Origin of the sequence: Nocardiopsis dassonvillei subsp. dassonvillei DSM 43111, assembly GCF_000092985.1 — a bacterium.
GTDB lineage: Bacteria > Actinomycetota > Actinomycetes > Streptosporangiales > Streptosporangiaceae > Nocardiopsis > Nocardiopsis dassonvillei.
Map to the genome: position 1 here is coordinate 682315 of NC_014211.1, position 14486 is coordinate 696800.

Sequence of the window (14486 nt, forward strand, 5' to 3'; positions counted from 1 at the left end):
ACTGTTGACCTGTCAAATCCATATCTCTCCGCACGTTTCGGTATGCGTCGGTTCTCCGGAAGTGTCAACCTGGAGTACTGACCGCCAGACCGCAGCCGCCAAGGGGTACGCAGATGGACCGTCCGGAGGAAACCGGAGGCGGCCCCGGGCCGACGAGGGGGCGGGAGGCCACCAGAGCCCGCATTCTGGCCAGCGCCAAGGAGCTGTTCACCAACGAGGGCTACGGTTCGGTGTCGTCGAGGATGATCGCCGCGCACGCGGGGGTCAACGTCGCGCTCATCAACCGCTACTTCGGCGCCAAGAGCGGACTGCTGACCGAACTCCTGCGCGAGGACGGCGTCTTCCCGGGGCTGATCGAGGGCGAAACCGCCACCCTCACCCGGCGCCTGGCCGAGCACGCGGTGAGCCGCCTGCACGGCGAGGCCACCGCGCTCCAGCGCGCGCTGGACGACTCCGCGGGCGACCCCGACCTCCAGGCGGTCTACCAGGGGCGGATCACCAGCGCGATGATCGACCCGCTGACGGTCTACCTCGGCGGGAACGACGGCCGGGCGCACGCCTCGCTGCTCTCGGCCGTGATGCTGGGGCTGACCCGGGTGCGCGTGGTCGAGGGGGCCACGGCCCTGCGCGCGCTCGACCGCGACCGGCTCACGGACCGGATCCAGGCGCTGCTGGACCTGTGCATGGACGACTTCGCCGAGGACGACGGGGACGCGCCGGCGAGCCGGTGACCACCGGCGGTCCCGTCCGCCCGGGCGACACGTTTTGCCGGGTCGGCAAAGAACGTCGCGCCCGGCGGACCGCGCGTGGAGAGTGGGGCGCGGAGGTGGTCGACATGACCGGTGAACACGCGGCGGACTCCCTGCCCGAGGAGATGGGCGAGGACTTCTGGAACGAGCGCTACCGCTCACAGGAACGGATCTGGAGCGGCAGGCCCAACCGCCACCTGGTGGCCGAGGCGGCCGACCTCGAACCCGGACGGGCGCTGGACGTGGGCAGCGGCGAGGGCGCCGACGCGATCTGGCTGGCCGAACGCGGCTGGCGGGTGACCGCGCTCGACATCTCGACCGTGGCGCTGGACAGGGGCGCCGCCCACGCCCGAGAGCGGGGCGGGGAGGTGCCCGGGCGCATCACCTGGAAGCGGGCGGACGTGACCCGCTGGTCCCCGGACGAGGACGCGTTCGACCTGGTGACCTCGCAGTTCATGCACCTGCGCGAGCGCTGGCGCGCCCGGTTCTTCGCCGCGCTGGCCTCGGCGGTCGCGCCCGGGGGAGAACTCCTGGTCGTCGCGCACCACCCCCGGGACCTGGAGGAGGGCGTGCCCCGCCCGCCGGACCCGGACCTGTTCTACACGGGCGACGAGGTGGCGGCGGCCCTGCCCCGGGAGGAGTGGACCGTGCTCGCCGACGAGGTCCGCGCGGGGACGGCCGTCCTGGACGGGGAGACCCACACCGTCCACGACCTGGTGGTCCGCGCCCGCCGCGAGGCCTGACCGGAACCGGCCCGCGGCGTCCGGCGGTCGGCCGGGGCCCGCGCGGGCCCCGGCCGACCGGGCGGGGCTCAGTCCCGGAGCTTGGCCACCACGTCGATCTCCACGAGGATGTTCGCCAGGTCCGAACCCACGGTGGTGCGCACGGGGTAGGGGGCGCTGAAGTGCTCCTCGTACACGGCGTTGAACTCCGGGAAGTCCGCCTTGAGGTTCTCCAGGTGGACGGTCGCCTTCACGACGTCGTCCAGCGTCAGGCCGTGCTCGGCGAGCACGGCGGAGATGTTGGCCAGTACCTGGGCGGTCTGCTCGCCCACGGTCGGGGCCACGCGGCCGGTCTCGGGCTCCTGCGGGCCGAAGCCCGCGGTGTACAGGAACCCGCCCGCGACCACTCCCTGGCTGTACGCCCCGGCCGGAGCGGGGGCGTTGTCGGTGCGGACCGCCTTCTTGGACATCCGTGGACTCCTTCGCTGGTCTGCTCCGGCGGCGCGTGCGCGCGCCGGTGCCCGTGCCGTTTCACGGGCGCTTTACTGGCAACAAAGTTACCAATTTTCTTCCGGGCAGCGTATCTTGGCCACACCGGACACCGGTCGGCCGCGCGCCGCGCCGGGGTGACCGGTACGTCGAACGGAGGAACAGTGCATTCCGAGACCGTACTCACCGGCGGACTGGTGGTCGACGGCACCGGCGGTCCCTCCCGCCGCGCCGACCTCGTCCTCCGCGACGGCCGCATCGCCCACATCGTCCCACCCGGCGGCGCGCGCACCACGGGCGCCGTCGTGGACGTGGAGGGACTCGCGGTCACCCCGGGGTTCGTCGACATGCACTCCCACTCGGACCTGGCCGTCCTCGCCGACCCCGCGCACGAGGCCAAGACCCTCCAGGGCGTCACCCTGGAGGTCCTGGGCCAGGACGGGCTCGGCTACGCCCCCGTCACCGACGACACCGCCGGGGAGCTGCGCGCCCAGCTCGCCGCGTGGAACGGCCGACCCGACCTCGACCACTCCTGGCGCACCGTCGGCGAGTACCTCGACCGGATCGACGCGGGCGCCCCCGTCAACGCCGCCGTCCTCGTCCCCCAGGGCAACGTGCGCATGGCCGTCCTGGGCGGCGAGGACCGCCCGCCCACCGACGACGAACTCGACCGCATGCGCCGGATCGTCGCCCGGGGCATGGCCGAAGGCGCGCACGGACTGTCCACCGGCCTGACCTACACCCCCGGCATGTACGCCACCGACGACGAGATCGTCGCCCTCCTCGAACCCGTCCGCGCCGCGGGCGGCTACTACTGCCCCCACCACCGCAACTACGGCTCCCGGGTCGTGGAGTCCTACCGCGAGTGCCTGGAGACCGCGCGTCGCGCCCAGGTCGCCCTGCACCTGGCGCACTGCCACGTCAACTTCCCGCAGAACCGGGGCCGCGCCCCCGAGGTCCTGGACGCCATCGACGAGGCCACCGTCCACTACGGCCTCGACGTCACCCTCGACAGCTACCCCTACCGGGCCAGCGCCACCCACCTGGGCGCCCCGCTGCCCAGCTGGGTGCAGGTCGGCGGAACCGCCGCCACCCTGGAGCGCCTGCGCGACGCCCCCACCCGCGCGCGCGTCCTGCGCGAGATCGAGGAGGAGGGCACCGACGGCAACCACGGCGTCCCCATGGACTGGTCCGCCATCGTCGTCACCGGCGTCGCCGACCCCGGGCTGTCCTGGGCCGTCGGATCCTCCGTCGCCGACCTCGCGCGCACGCGCGGCCGACTCCCCGGCGACCTCTACATGGACCTGCTCGTGGCCGACGAGCTGCGCAGCGGCTGCCTGCTCCAAGTGGGCAACGAGGAGAACATCCGCACCATCATGCGACACAGCTCCCACACGGCCGGGAGCGACGGCATCCTCGTCGGCGCCAGGCCGCACCCGCGCGGCTGGGGCACCTTCCCCCGCTACCTGGGCCACTACGTGCGCGAACTCGGCGTGCTCACGCTGGAGGAGTGCGTCCGCCACCTCACCTCCCGGCCCGCGCGTAGACTCGGCCTCACCGACCGCGGCGTCATCCAGGCCGGCGCCGTCGCCGACCTGGTGGTCCTGGACCCCGCCACCGTGGACGCCCTCGCCACCTACGAGGAACCGCGCCTGGCCCCCCGGGGCATCCACCACGTCCTCGTGTCGGGTGACTTCACCGTCCGGGACGGCCGCCGCACCGACCGCCTGCCCGGCCGATCCGTCCGGAGGAACCGCCGATGAGCGAGCACCCGACCCCCGCGGGGAGCGGGCCGACCAGCAGCGCCGACGCCGTCTGCGTCGGCGAGACCATGGCGGTGCTCGCCTCGGCCGAGGCGCTCGCGGCCGGAACGAAGCTGATCGTGGGCACCGGCGGCGCGGAGTCCAACGTGGCGGTCGCCCTGACGGCCCTGGGGCACACCGCCGCCTGGGTCAGCCGCGTCGGCGACGACCCCTTCGGCCGCATCGTCACCGGTGCCGTCGCCGGGTGCGGCGCGGACGTGACCGGCGTGGAGGTGGACCCCGAGCGCCCCACCGGCCTGTACGTCAAGGACACCGGCCCCGGCGGCGCGGGCGTGCTGTACTACCGCGCCGGCTCGGCCGCCTCCGCGCTGTCGGCCGCCGACGCCGAGCGGGTGTGGGCGCGCGACCCCCGGGTGATCCACCTGTCCGGCATCACCCCGGCCCTGTCCGCGCGCGCCGCGGCGCTCGTGGAGCACCTGCTGGACCGGCGGACCGGGAACGGCGCGCTGCGCTCCTTCGACGTCAACCACCGGCCCGCGCTGTGGGGGGCCAGGACCGCCGCGCCGGTGCTGCTCGACCTGGCCCGCCGCGCCGACGTGGTCTTCGTGGGCCGGGACGAGGCCGAGCGGCTGTGGGGCACCCCGGCGGCCGAGGACGTGCGGGCGGTGCTGCCCGAGGTGCCGGTCCTGGTGGTCAAGGACGCCGAACACGGCGCGACCTGCTTCGACTCCGAGGGGGCGGTGTTCGTGCCGTCCCCGCCGGTGGACGTGGTCGAGGCGGTGGGCGCGGGCGACGCGTTCGCCGCCGGTTTCCTGTCCGGCCTGCTGGACGGACTGTCCGTGGAACAGCGGCTGGGCCTGGGCCACGCGGTCGCGGGCGCGGTGCTGCGCTCTCCCGGGGACGTCCTGGAGGCCCTGCCCGCGGACGTCGCCCGGATCCGCGGCTCCGCGGGGGCCTGAGCGCCCGCCCCGGCCCTCAGCCGATGACGATGGCGCCCGCCAGGACCGGGTCGCCGAAGCTCACCGAGCCGTGTCCGGAGGCCAGCGCGCGGCTGCCCTGGCAGCTCGTGCCCGCGAAGAGCGCGAACTTGACCCTGCTCTCCGTGGAGATCCCGGTGACGCCCCCCTGCCCCGTCTTGAGGGTGCGGCAGCCCCCGTTCTCCACGGTCTGCTGGTAGCCGGACTCGAAGGTGACCCGGACCGGGGGAGCCTGGTCCTGTCTGCTCGACAGCCCGGCGATCGCTCCGGCGATGGTGGCGGACATGGTGGCGAGGTTCGCAGGGCGGATCGGCACGGTAACTCTCCTTCTCTGCCGGCCCGCACGGGGCGCCCGGCGAGCACGGAGTTGGTTACTCTGTGTCATTTAGCTACAGCTTCACGAGAACCGAGAGGAGCCCCGGCGGAGTGTCGGCGGATTTCTGCGCCCGTCGGCCGCCGCTGCCGCACGCCCCGGGGCGCGGCCGGGCGTTGTGGGGGCGCCGCCGCCGCGCGTAGAATGCGGTTCGACCGGAACGGGGAGGTGAGGGCGCCGTGAGCCTCCTTCTCGCGTTCTTCGAGTTCCTGATGCTGGGCGTGGTCCCCGCCGAACTCCTGCCGGTCCCCGGCTCCCTGGCGCTGCTGGTCGCCGCCGTCGGCGCGGCCGTCGCCTGGTACGTCCTGCGCGGCACCTGGGCCTGCCCGGCGCGCGACGCCGCCGCGGGCGCGGTGCGCGCGATGCGCCGCAGGTCCGCGCGCCTGCCCGTACTCACCCTGTGTGACCCCGACGCGGCGGGACGGCCCCGTCCCAGAGCCCCCGGCGCGGCCCTTCCGGCCGCTCGCTGACCCCTTCTCCGACATGCTCGCGCGTGCGCGCACGCGCCGCGCCCCGGATGTGTGCTCCGCCCCGTGCGGGCGCGGTCACGAGCGGCCCGACGTCTGTTCCCCTCCCACCGGACGAAGGGCCTTCCCGCCTTGTACAGCCTCGGGCCGATCGCGGCCGCCATGACCCTGCTCTCGACCGTCCTGTCCGCCCTCACCTCACTGCTCACCCCCCTCACCGGAAGCCTGGCCGCCGGGCTGGCCGTCGTCGCCCTGACCGTGGTCGTGCGCCTCCTGCTCGTCCCCCTCGGGGTGGTGCAGGTCCGCGCCGAGAAGGCCCGCGCGCGCCTGGCCCCGCAGCTGGCGAAGATCACCGCCCGGCACCGCGGGAACCCCGAACGGCTCGTCGCCGAACAGCGCCGGGTCTACGCCGAGGCGGGCACCTCCCCGCTGGCGGGCTGCCTGCCCTCCCTCGCCCAGGTCCCCGTCATGATCGCCCTCTACGGCGTGTTCATCGGAGCGGGGAGCGGTGAGGAGGAGATGCTCGCGCACACCTTCGGCGGCGTCGAACTGGGCGCGACCCTGACGGGCGGCGCGGGCGGGGCGGCCGTGTTCGCCGCACTCCTGGCCCTGATCGCCCTCGTGGCCTGGGCCAACCGCCGCTACCTCATGCTGCCCGCGATGCGGGCGGGCGCCGAGGCCGACCCGGGCCGGCCCCAGCTCCCCGGCCTCCTGACCTACATGCAGTTCACGACCGTGGCGGTCGCCGCGTTCGTGCCGCTGGCGGCGGGGCTGTACCTGCTGACCTCCAGTGCGTGGGCGCTGGGGGAGCGGCTCCTGCTGCGCCGGGTCGTCCCGGACTGAGCCGTGGCGCGGTCCCCGGACCGGACCGGGGACCGCCGGTCCGTCAGAAGTCCACGCTGACGCAGGCCAGGCGGTCGCCCGCGGTGCCCGCCTCGCCCTCGCCGGTGTGGGTGTGGTGCTCGTGCAGCACCAGCGACTGGGCCTCGCCCTCGCGGAACTCCCAGTCCACCGTGCTGGTCGCGCGGGCGTTGCCGTCGTCGTCGGTGGTGAAGTCCAGCCAGACCTCGTTCTCGGGGTTGGCGTAGGCGGGGTCGCTGGAGGGCTCGTCCTCGGTGGCGGCCGGGTCGAGCTCGTTCTGGTAGTGGGGGCCCGCGTCGGCCGGGTCGTCGCCGCAGGGCCGGGTGTGCACGTGGGCGCCGAAGTCGCGGCCCCCCTCCAGGCTGGTGCCGGTGAACTGCACGTGGGTCTGCCCGTCCTGGGCGCGCACCTGCACGTCGGAAGTGGCGCCCTCGGGCACGGCGGTCTCGTCGTAGGTGATGGCGCCCGCGCCCTCGCCGGGCGGCAGGAAGATCGAAGCGGTCACGCTGGGGGAGGCGCTGGGCGTGGTCTGCGGGGACTCCTGGGAGGCCGAGCCGCCGTCCTCGGCGGTATCGGGCTGCGCGCATCCGGCGGCGAGGGTCGCGGTCAGGGCCAGGCCGACGGCGAACGGTGTGATGCGCATGACGGAACTCCCGGTTGCTCTCAACGGACGCCCGCAAGACTACCCAAGGTACCCGAGGGATGACTAGGCGTGCGGAACGCGATCTGTCGGGGGCGGGAAGGGTGACCTGAGCGTGAAGGCCTCGGGGGTGGGGCCTTCGGCGCGCAACAGGTCCAGGCGCCTTCCGGCCTCCTCGACAGTGGGGATCGTACCGCTGGGAATCCACCACAGGACCAGATACGCCTCCCGCAGGTGCTCGAACCACTCCCGGCGTCCGCGCAGCAGCTCCAGGTGCTCACTGCGGTAGGTGAAGTTCCACAGCGACTCCACGTCCCGCCAGACGGAGTAGTTGATCAGGAGGGCGCCGCCGAAGGGCCGCAGGCCGGTGGCGTCCTCCTTGCCCTCCTCCACCAGCCGCCACACGAACCCCGGGGCGCTGTCGGCCAGCGCGTTGATCGGGTCGATGCGGGCGGTGAAACCCGCCATGGAGGGGTCGTCGAGGGGGGCCTTGAGGATGCCGACGTTGATCTGGGCCAGGTGGTACCCGGAGGGGGAGGTCTCGTTCACGGGACACAGCACACCACGGCCGGTCTTCTATGTCAATGTCCGTTGTTTTTGGAAATCACCACGCAGCACCGGCCCGGACGGGCGTCCATCCGGGCCCCCGCACCGTCCTCGCCGCGCCCCTCCAACAGGCCGCGCAGCAGTTCCAGGTTGAGTCCGCAGGCGAGCGGGGGGAAGGCGCGCGCCAGGGTGTGGAAGGGGCAGTTGAGCAGCCGCACGCCGCCGTCCTCCCCCGGGGCCTTGTCCGGCCCGGAGTCGCCCCCCGGAGCGCGGGCCGCCCCCTCCTCGGGCTCGTAGCCCCGGGCGCGCAGCAGGTCCACCAGGGGCTCCTCCCGGTGTTCCGCGCCGATGCGGCGGCCCTCCTCGCGGGCGGCGGCGTGCAGGGCCTCCTCGGCCCCGTGCCGCTCCACCGCCTCCGCGAGCACGTGCGCGGCCAGCTCGTAGTCCCTCGGCGGCAGGTGCAGCGACAGCTCCCGGTCCGCGCGCCGGTACAGCTTGGCCGGACGGCCCGACCCCGGCCCCTCGCGGCCGCTCACCTTGCGGCGGGCCACCTCCAGCAGACCCGCGTCCGCCAGCCGGTCCAGGTGGTGCGCGGCCAGGGTGCGCTGGATGCCGAGGGCGTCCGCGGCCTGGCCGCGGCTGACCTCTCCGTGCGCCGCCGCCACGTACTCGTACAGCCTGCGGCGCACGGGGTCGGCGAGGGCCTGCGCGGCGTCGATCGAGGAGTCGTCCATGCCCCCATTGTCCGCGCGGCCCGACACCGCCCTCCCCCCGGCGGGGTCCGGCGGGACGGGCACCGTCGCGGACAGCGGGCCGCCGCCGCCCGCGGCCCTCCCCGGTGGAGAAGCCGGGAGGGCGGCGCCGCGCCGCTACCCCCGGCCCCTCCAGCGCGACCGGAGCCGCGGTTCACCTGCGGGCACGGCGGGCCCCCGGCCCGGGGAGCGTCATGCGGGGTCGGGGCGCTTCCCCTCGTGCTCCGCCTCCCCTGGCGGGTCCGCCGAAGGCGTCCCGCAGCCGGTGCCCGGTGTTCGTGTAGAGCCGGGGAGGTCCCTGGACCCGCTCCGATGTCCGCCGGTCCTCCATGCCCGCCTCGGCCAGGTCGGCGCGAGCACCGGCGAGCTGGGCGCTCAGCTCCAGCGGCCGCACCGCCGCGCGGAACAGCTCCCCGCTCACGGAGGGCGCGGCCCCGCGGCCGGGCCTCAGCGAACGGAGCACCTCGCGGACGCGCCCGGCGTAGGCCTTCCGCAGCGCGTGCCGGGCGACGCGGAAGGCCGTCGCGTACGCCTCCGTCGACTTGAGGTTGTCGACGTAGCGCAGGGCCGCCTCCAGAGTTCGCGGGTCGCTGTGCCCGTACAGCCGGACGGAGGAGAGGTAGACGCCCTCCCGCAGCCCCTCGGCCGCGTGCGGAGCGGTCCGTGCCTCCAGCAGCTCGGCGAGCGTCGTCTGGTTGAGGAGGGAGAGGAAGCCGGGCTCCTGGTGGGACATGCGGTCGGCTATCTCCCAGGAGACGACCTCCGCCTTCGCGTGGTCCTCGTCCCCGAGGTGCCGCCGGAGCAGCTCGAAGAGCCGGTCGGTGCTCTGGAACTCCGGCCGGTGGACGCCGTTCGTGGACCGGCCGTCCCGGTGGAACCCGGCCAGCTCCCGGGCGCGCCGGGCCCGCTCGGCGGCCACGGCGTTCGCGGCGTGCACGGACCTGCGTTCCCGCGCGACCCGGCTCGCCTCCGCGTGGACGTCCTCCGCCCCCTCGATGCGCAGGGCCGCCTCCTGGCACGCCCGGGCCGCCTCCGCGCGGCCCGGGTCCGCGGCGAACCCCTCGACCGCGGACACGTACGCCCGGAGCGCGTCATGGGGGCGGCCCGCCTGCTCCAACAGGCCCGCCACCACGTACTCGGTCTCCGCGCGCCTCGTGCGGGTCTCGCGGCTCAGGGGGTCCTCCAGCCGTGCCCGCTCGGCGTGGACGGCCGCCGCGGCCAGCGGGTCGCCCACGCTCAGCAGGGCGTCGGCCAGCGCCCGCAGATCGTCCGGCCTGCGGAGGTCGTAGCGGAAGACCCCTCTGCGTGCGTGCTCCGGCGTCTGCGCCGCGTCCGGGTGCGTGCCGCGCCAGGCGTCGAACGCGCTCTGGAGAACGTCCCGGGAGATCCCGGAGAAGGGGGTGTGCCGGTCGAGCCGTTCGGCGTACGCCGCCGCGAGCGCGGTGAGCGCGTCGGTCGGCGGATGAGTCTCCTGCACGGGGGGTCCAATCCGTCCGGTGGGGTCCGGGCAGGGGCAGCCCCGGCACGTGATGAGGGGATGATAGCCACGGGGGCGCCCGCGCGCCCCGGAGGCCCGGGTCCGCGGCACCGGCTGCAACAGGCGGTCCGCCGGGCGGGGCGGAACACCCGACGCCTCCGCGCCGGGGCGCACGCGCGCACCGGTCCGGAGTCCGTCAGCGCGATCGGCGGCTCGGACCGTCCTTGGGCGGCGTGGTGCCGTGGATGCGGCGGGAGACCTCGGTCCTCGTGGTGCGGGCCGCCTTCCTGATCCCGCGCCGGAGAAGGGAGACCTTCGGCCTGGCCTGTTCGGGAGCGGCGGCACCGGGCGGGGGCAGCGGGACGTGTCCGGCGTTCTTGGCCCGGTGCAGTTCGAGGCGTACCGCCTGCTCGGCGGTGGCCGCGAAGCCGACGGTGGCGTTGCCGCTCTCCGGCGGGGCCTCCTGCCGGTTGCTCCGGTCCACCAGCGGCGAGGCCCCCGGCGAGGCGTCGTCACCGGTCTCGTGCGTGGCCCGGTCCGGGATCTCCGAGAGCGCCGCGAGCCGCGCGCCGCCGCTGGGGGACGAGGCTGCGGAGCCGCTCGATGAGCACCATGCGGATGTCGCCGACGGACAGCCGGTCGGAGAGGTGGATGACGTGGTTCTCGGAAATCGTGTTGACGAAGGCGCGGCCCGCCCGGTGCGCGGGGAGTCGCCCGGCCCCGCTCCGCACCGAATCCGGTGCGGTACCCGCTGTTTCTCCGGCTGCGGCGCCCTTGCCGTCATCCACCTGTCGTTCCTCCCCTCGGTCCCGTGCGCACCGAAAAGGCGAAGGGCCTCTTCGCCGCCTGGCATGTGCGCCATTCGGCCGTGGCAGAACGAACCGATGGCAATCCTTCGTCGGGAGGGAAGGGGATTCGGGATCTGCCCGAATGGGCGGTGACGCAGACATTTCCGGGGCTCGACGCCGACTTTGTGACGCGAACGCTGGTGGAGGGGTTCGGAATGGGGTGGGTGATCCGCGTCGCCCATGCTCTCCCCGGGGTGTGTCCGCGGGTTCCCGCGTCCCGGACCGGGGAGGGGAGCGTTCCCGGGGACGGGGCGCCGCCCCCGGCGGGGTTCGGCGGTCGGGCCTCCAGTTCCGCGGACGGGCTCGGGGGGCCGGGGAGTACGGTCGTATACACTCGTTTCCATGCTGTTGGCGCGGTCCGTCGAAGAGGCCCTTCTCTATCTGGACATAAACTTCTGTTCCTGCGATCGCCCCCGTCTCGAACTGGACGGCGGAATGGACAAGCGAGAAGACGTTTTCCTCGTTGTCCACGAAGGCCGGTGTGATCGGTGCGGTGCGACGGGGCGTTTCGAGTTCGCGCTCGACACCTCGGAAGAGGTCCCTTACCCAGCCATCGGCGGAAGAACTCCCTCCCGTATCATCGCGCCGGAGGAATTTCTCCGGGTCAGCGACGACGCGGCCTCCCGTGTTCCGGTTGACGTGTCAGGGCTGTCTTCCGACGAGATCGCCGCGGCCCGTCTCCTCATGGAGAACGCGGTCACGGCTCTGGAGGAGCCGCGCGAGTTCGTTCCCGACGGTCACGTCGAGGTCCCCCGGCGGGAATCCGACTCCGGGGCGGAGAGCGCTGCTCGGTCCGGAGCGCCCGAGCGGTTCCGGTCGGAGGAGATCGACGAACGCCTGAGGTCCTATCGCCAGGCACTCTCCCAGCTGGCGGACGCCTGATCCGGGTGGGCGGCACGCGAACGATCAGACGAGGCGGCGAGCACGAGCTGGAGATCCGCAGGTCCCGCTTCGTCTGCGCCCTGGCCAGGGTGGACACCGAGGACGCCGCTCGCGCCTTCATCGCCGAGCGCCGCAAGGAGCACTGGGGCGCCAACCACAACTGCACCGCCTACGTGCTCGGCGACCAGGGCGAGATCCAGCGCTCCAGCGACGACGGCGAGCCCTCCGGGACCGCGGGACTGCCCATGCTGGAGGTGCTGCGGCGCCGGGAGATCACCGACACCGTCGCCGTGGTCACCCGCTACTTCGGCGGGGTCAAGCTCGGCGCGGGAGGGCTGATCCGCGCCTACGGCAACGCGGTGTCCGCCGCCGTGGACGCCCTCGGGGTCCTGGAGCGCCGCGAACTCCTCGTCGTGGACGTGTTCGCCGACTACGTGCTCGGCGGGCGTCTGGAGAGCGACCTGCGCGACTCCTCCCTGACCGTGCGCGACGTCGCCTACGCCGACAGGGTCCGGATCGAGGTGGCGCTGCCCGAGGCCGACCTGCCCGGGTTCGGGGTCCGCCTGGCCGAGCTGACCGGGGGGAAGGCGGAGTTCGAGGTGCGGGGGACCACGGTCGTGGAGGTGGAGCCCTGAGCCCGCGCCACGTCCCATGGCTGTAACGACTCGCTCTCCCTGTGTCCGCCCGCCGCGGCGCGGCTTAGGATTTGCCGTAAACGTCATCGTTCGTGGGGAGAAACCGTCCATGCGCCGCTCACGGGTGCCCAGGGCCCTCACCTGTGGACTCGCGGTGCTGCTGGCCACCGCGTGCACCGGTGATCCGGAACCCTCCGCGCCCCCTCAAGGCGAGGAACCCGCCCCCGTCCCCACCGCGTTCGAGGGGCAGGCGCCGCCCGGTGTCGAGGGCGAGGTGCTGCGCTACCTGCACGGCGGTTCCGCCGACGTCCACGAGATCTTCGCCGACCCCCTCGGCGTGCGCATCAGCCCGGTCGGCGACGCCTTCCTGGTCAGCTCCGGCAGCGAGGACCGCCACCTGCTGCACGACGCCGCCACCGGCGAGACCCTGTGGGAGGGCGCGGCGCGCTTCGACGGCTTCGGCACCGACCGCGACGGCGAGCGGGTGCTGCTCATGGCGGACGCCGACGGTCTGCCGTTCGTCCTCGACGCCCGCGGGGAGCGGCTGTGGGAACCGGCGCGGGAGGGCGACGCCTACCTCGACGGCCTCGCCGTACGCCGTCCCGAGGGGTGGACTGCGGAGGAGCCCCACGGATCGTTCTCGCTGCTCGACGGCGGGGGCGGCGAGCTGTGGGACTACGAGTTCGAGGCTCCGGCCGAGCCGGAGGAAGCCGCCGAGGGCGACGGCGGGCCCGGGGAGACCGGGGCCGACGAGGAGGCGCGGGAGTCCGGGGAGCCGGCCCTGGGCGTGCCCGTGGCCGCGCGCGAGGATCTGGTCCTGCTCGCCACCGGAGGCCCCGTCCTGCACGCCCGCTCCGTCGGCGCCGACACCGCGGGCGAGGAGCTGTGGACGGTGGACGGTGAGGACGAGGAACTGGGCCTGCCCACCTCCTCCCCGGTTCCCGCGCCGCAGGTGATCGGCTTCTACACGCTTCCCGAACCGGACCCCGCCACCGAGTCCGCGAGCGAGTCGGAGTCCGCGAGCGAGTCCGCGTCCGAGGGCGCCGGGGACGGAGAGGACGGGGAGGACCCGGGGGAGGACGAGCCCGGGGGAGAGGGCGTCCTGCTGCTGCGCTGGGCCCGGTCCGAGGCGCCCTCGACCCTCTCCGCGCACGACCCCGACAGCGGCGACCTGCTGTGGACCCTGGAGGAGCCGGGCACGAACCCGGTCGCCGGGGCCTTCGACCCCGACGGCGTCGCGGGCAGCCTCTACGACGGGGCCACCGGAACCCTCCTGCTGCCCCAGGCCAGCGGTGCGGCGCCGGTGGTCGCGGTCGACCTGACCGGGGGAGAGGTCCTGTGGGGCCTGGAGGAGGAGGCGGGGTCGATCTCCCCGGCCTTCGCCTTCGACGGCCTCGTCTACGGGGACTCCCGCGCCAGCGGCGGACAGGACCGGCAGCTGGTGCTCGACGCCGTCACGATGGACGTGGTCGAGGACGAGCTCCCGGCGTATGTGGAGGCGGTCACCGAGAGCGGGCACGCCATCCTCGTGCACGACCGGCAGCGCTTCGTCTACGGTCCGCCCACGGACGAGGCGGAGGGGACCGGGGAGGCGGAGGAGTCGGTGGAGCCCTCGGACGCCCCCTCGGAGTGAGCCGGGGGCCCGGAGCGCGCTCCGGGCCCGGCGGTGTCCGCTCCTCGCGGGGAACCCGGCGACGTGCCTTCCCGGGGGCGACTCCGTTCGTTACACTCCGCCGCAGACGGCCCTGCCCCCGCCGCACCGCGAGAGAGGGAGCAGGTACGTGAAGAACCCCTTCGAGCCCAAGCCCATGCCCCGGAACCCGACGCCCGGCAGCGAGGGGTCCCGCACGAGCGGTTCGGGCGGCTCCGCCACGCGTGACGCGAACCAGGTGGGAGGAAGGAAGAACTTCCTCCAACGGGCGATCGAGAGGAACATGGAGCGCAACAGGGCCGAGGCGGATCGGCCCTCGAAAGCCGAGAGACCGGTGACCGGTCGCAGGACGGGGGAGAACAGCAGGGACTGGCGGCGCCGCCAGAACACGGGTATCGACAGGGACGGAAGGTCCACGTGACCGGTGGGGGTCGCGTGCGCCCGGACGCCCGGGACCGCGTACCGCCGGTGAGCACGGCGGCGAGCGCCTGACCCCGCCGCGGAGCGGTCACCACGAACACCGCCGGGCCCCGGTCCCCGGCCCCTTCCGGGCGTCACGCCCATGCGCTACCCTCCCAGAGCGGTGCGGGGGTCGGCGCCGTGCCCCCGGCCGACACGGCCGCACCCGTCCCCGACGACCGCCTGCCGCCGCGC

General features: G+C 74.3%; 17 protein-coding genes. 10 read left to right on the top strand and 7 right to left on the bottom strand.

Translation table 11 applies throughout. The annotated features are described in order from the left end of the window. The first annotated feature begins 113 nt into the window (after positions 1–113). Together NDAS_RS27165 and NDAS_RS27170 are read left to right on the top strand one after the other, a co-directional pair. Positions 114–731: a TetR family transcriptional regulator gene (locus tag NDAS_RS27165; RefSeq protein ID WP_013156473.1), complete on the top strand. Its 618-nt coding sequence runs from the start codon at positions 114–116 to the stop codon at positions 729–731. A gap of 104 nt (positions 732–835) precedes the next feature. After that, positions 836–1492: an SAM-dependent methyltransferase gene (locus NDAS_RS27170; RefSeq protein WP_013156474.1), complete on the top strand. Its 657-nt coding sequence runs from the start codon at positions 836–838 to the stop codon at positions 1490–1492. Positions 1493–1560: 68 nt separating this feature from the next. Here NDAS_RS27170 and NDAS_RS27175 read toward each other — a convergent pair whose 3' ends face one another. Continuing rightward, positions 1561–1941 (bottom strand): RidA family protein, encoded by a 381-nt coding sequence (locus NDAS_RS27175; protein WP_013156475.1) that lies wholly within the window; start codon positions 1939–1941, stop codon positions 1561–1563. A 183-nt stretch (positions 1942–2124) separates the two neighbouring features. Between NDAS_RS27175 and NDAS_RS27180 the strand changes: the two genes are divergently transcribed. Both NDAS_RS27180 and NDAS_RS27185 read left to right on the top strand, forming a co-directional pair. Continuing rightward, the gene (locus NDAS_RS27180; RefSeq protein ID WP_013156476.1) at positions 2125–3723 is read left to right on the top strand and encodes an N-acyl-D-amino-acid deacylase family protein; all 1599 of its coding nucleotides are present in this window, start codon (positions 2125–2127) and stop codon (positions 3721–3723) included. Further along, a complete protein-coding gene (locus NDAS_RS27185) occupies positions 3720–4682 on the top strand; it encodes a sugar kinase (RefSeq protein WP_013156477.1) in 963 nt (320 codons plus the stop codon). The genes NDAS_RS27180 and NDAS_RS27185 overlap by 4 nt, the downstream gene beginning before the upstream one ends. Before the next feature lie 16 nt (positions 4683–4698). On the opposite strand, the gene NDAS_RS27190 is transcribed toward NDAS_RS27185, so the two are convergent. Continuing rightward, on the bottom strand, positions 4699–5016 hold the full coding sequence (locus tag NDAS_RS27190; RefSeq protein WP_013156478.1) for a hypothetical protein: 318 nt from the start codon (positions 5014–5016) through the stop codon (positions 4699–4701). 236 nt (positions 5017–5252) lie between these two features. On the opposite strand from NDAS_RS27190, the gene NDAS_RS27195 reads away from it, so the two are divergent. Beyond that, on the top strand, positions 5253–5543 hold the full coding sequence (locus NDAS_RS27195; protein WP_013156479.1) for a DUF6412 domain-containing protein: 291 nt from the start codon (positions 5253–5255) through the stop codon (positions 5541–5543). 129 nt (positions 5544–5672) lie between these two features. Beyond that, on the top strand, positions 5673–6383 hold the full coding sequence (gene yidC, locus NDAS_RS27200; protein WP_013156480.1) for a membrane protein insertase YidC: 711 nt from the start codon (positions 5673–5675) through the stop codon (positions 6381–6383). Positions 6384–6426: 43 nt separating this feature from the next. On the opposite strand, the gene NDAS_RS27205 is transcribed toward yidC, so the two are convergent. From NDAS_RS27205 to NDAS_RS27225, 5 genes are all read right to left on the bottom strand, one after another. Beyond that, on the bottom strand, positions 6427–7044 hold the full coding sequence (locus tag NDAS_RS27205; RefSeq protein ID WP_013156481.1) for a superoxide dismutase family protein: 618 nt from the start codon (positions 7042–7044) through the stop codon (positions 6427–6429). A 63-nt stretch (positions 7045–7107) separates the two neighbouring features. After that, entirely contained in the window at positions 7108–7602 is a 495-nt protein-coding gene (locus tag NDAS_RS27210; protein WP_013156482.1) for a DUF3291 domain-containing protein, read from the bottom strand. A 20-nt stretch (positions 7603–7622) separates the two neighbouring features. Next, complete coding sequence (locus NDAS_RS27215) at positions 7623–8321, bottom strand: helix-turn-helix transcriptional regulator (RefSeq protein WP_041553467.1); 699 nt, start codon at positions 8319–8321, stop codon at positions 7623–7625. A 172-nt stretch (positions 8322–8493) separates the two neighbouring features. Then, positions 8494–9816 (bottom strand): hypothetical protein, encoded by a 1323-nt coding sequence (locus NDAS_RS27220; RefSeq protein WP_013156484.1) that lies wholly within the window; start codon positions 9814–9816, stop codon positions 8494–8496. Positions 9817–10012: 196 nt separating this feature from the next. Further along, complete coding sequence (locus NDAS_RS27225) at positions 10013–10300, bottom strand: hypothetical protein (protein WP_013156485.1); 288 nt, start codon at positions 10298–10300, stop codon at positions 10013–10015. 706 nt (positions 10301–11006) lie between these two features. Here NDAS_RS27225 and NDAS_RS27235 point away from each other — a divergent pair. From NDAS_RS27235 to NDAS_RS28795, 4 genes are all read left to right on the top strand, one after another. Continuing rightward, positions 11007–11546 (top strand): hypothetical protein, encoded by a 540-nt coding sequence (locus NDAS_RS27235; RefSeq protein WP_013156487.1) that lies wholly within the window; start codon positions 11007–11009, stop codon positions 11544–11546. Positions 11547–11551: 5 nt separating this feature from the next. After that, on the top strand, positions 11552–12181 hold the full coding sequence (locus NDAS_RS27240) for a YigZ family protein (RefSeq protein WP_013156488.1): 630 nt from the start codon (positions 11552–11554) through the stop codon (positions 12179–12181). Positions 12182–12290: 109 nt separating this feature from the next. Continuing rightward, a complete protein-coding gene (locus tag NDAS_RS27245; RefSeq protein WP_013156489.1) occupies positions 12291–13814 on the top strand; it encodes a hypothetical protein in 1524 nt (507 codons plus the stop codon). 148 nt (positions 13815–13962) lie between these two features. Then, positions 13963–14253, top strand: coding sequence for a hypothetical protein (locus NDAS_RS28795; protein WP_126625027.1), 291 nt, complete (start codon positions 13963–13965; stop codon positions 14251–14253). Positions 14254–14486: the final 233 nt, after the last annotated feature.

Bases quoted from the DNA above. Each gene is read 5' to 3' on its own strand.
- NDAS_RS27165 (WP_013156473.1), top strand. From the start codon at position 114: ATGGACCGTCCGGAGGAAACCGGAGGCGGCCCCGGGCCGACGAGGGGG.
- NDAS_RS27170 (WP_013156474.1), top strand. From the start codon at position 836: ATGACCGGTGAACACGCGGCGGACTCCCTGCCCGAGGAGATGGGCGAG.
- NDAS_RS27175 (WP_013156475.1), bottom strand. From the start codon at position 1,941: ATGTCCAAGAAGGCGGTCCGCACCGACAACGCCCCCGCTCCGGCCGGG.
- NDAS_RS27185 (WP_013156477.1), top strand. From the start codon at position 3,720: ATGAGCGAGCACCCGACCCCCGCGGGGAGCGGGCCGACCAGCAGCGCC.
- NDAS_RS27205 (WP_013156481.1), bottom strand. From the start codon at position 7,044: ATGCGCATCACACCGTTCGCCGTCGGCCTGGCCCTGACCGCGACCCTC.
- NDAS_RS27215 (WP_041553467.1), bottom strand. From the start codon at position 8,321: ATGGACGACTCCTCGATCGACGCCGCGCAGGCCCTCGCCGACCCCGTG.
- NDAS_RS27235 (WP_013156487.1), top strand. From the start codon at position 11,007: ATGCTGTTGGCGCGGTCCGTCGAAGAGGCCCTTCTCTATCTGGACATA.
- NDAS_RS27245 (WP_013156489.1), top strand. From the start codon at position 12,291: ATGCGCCGCTCACGGGTGCCCAGGGCCCTCACCTGTGGACTCGCGGTG.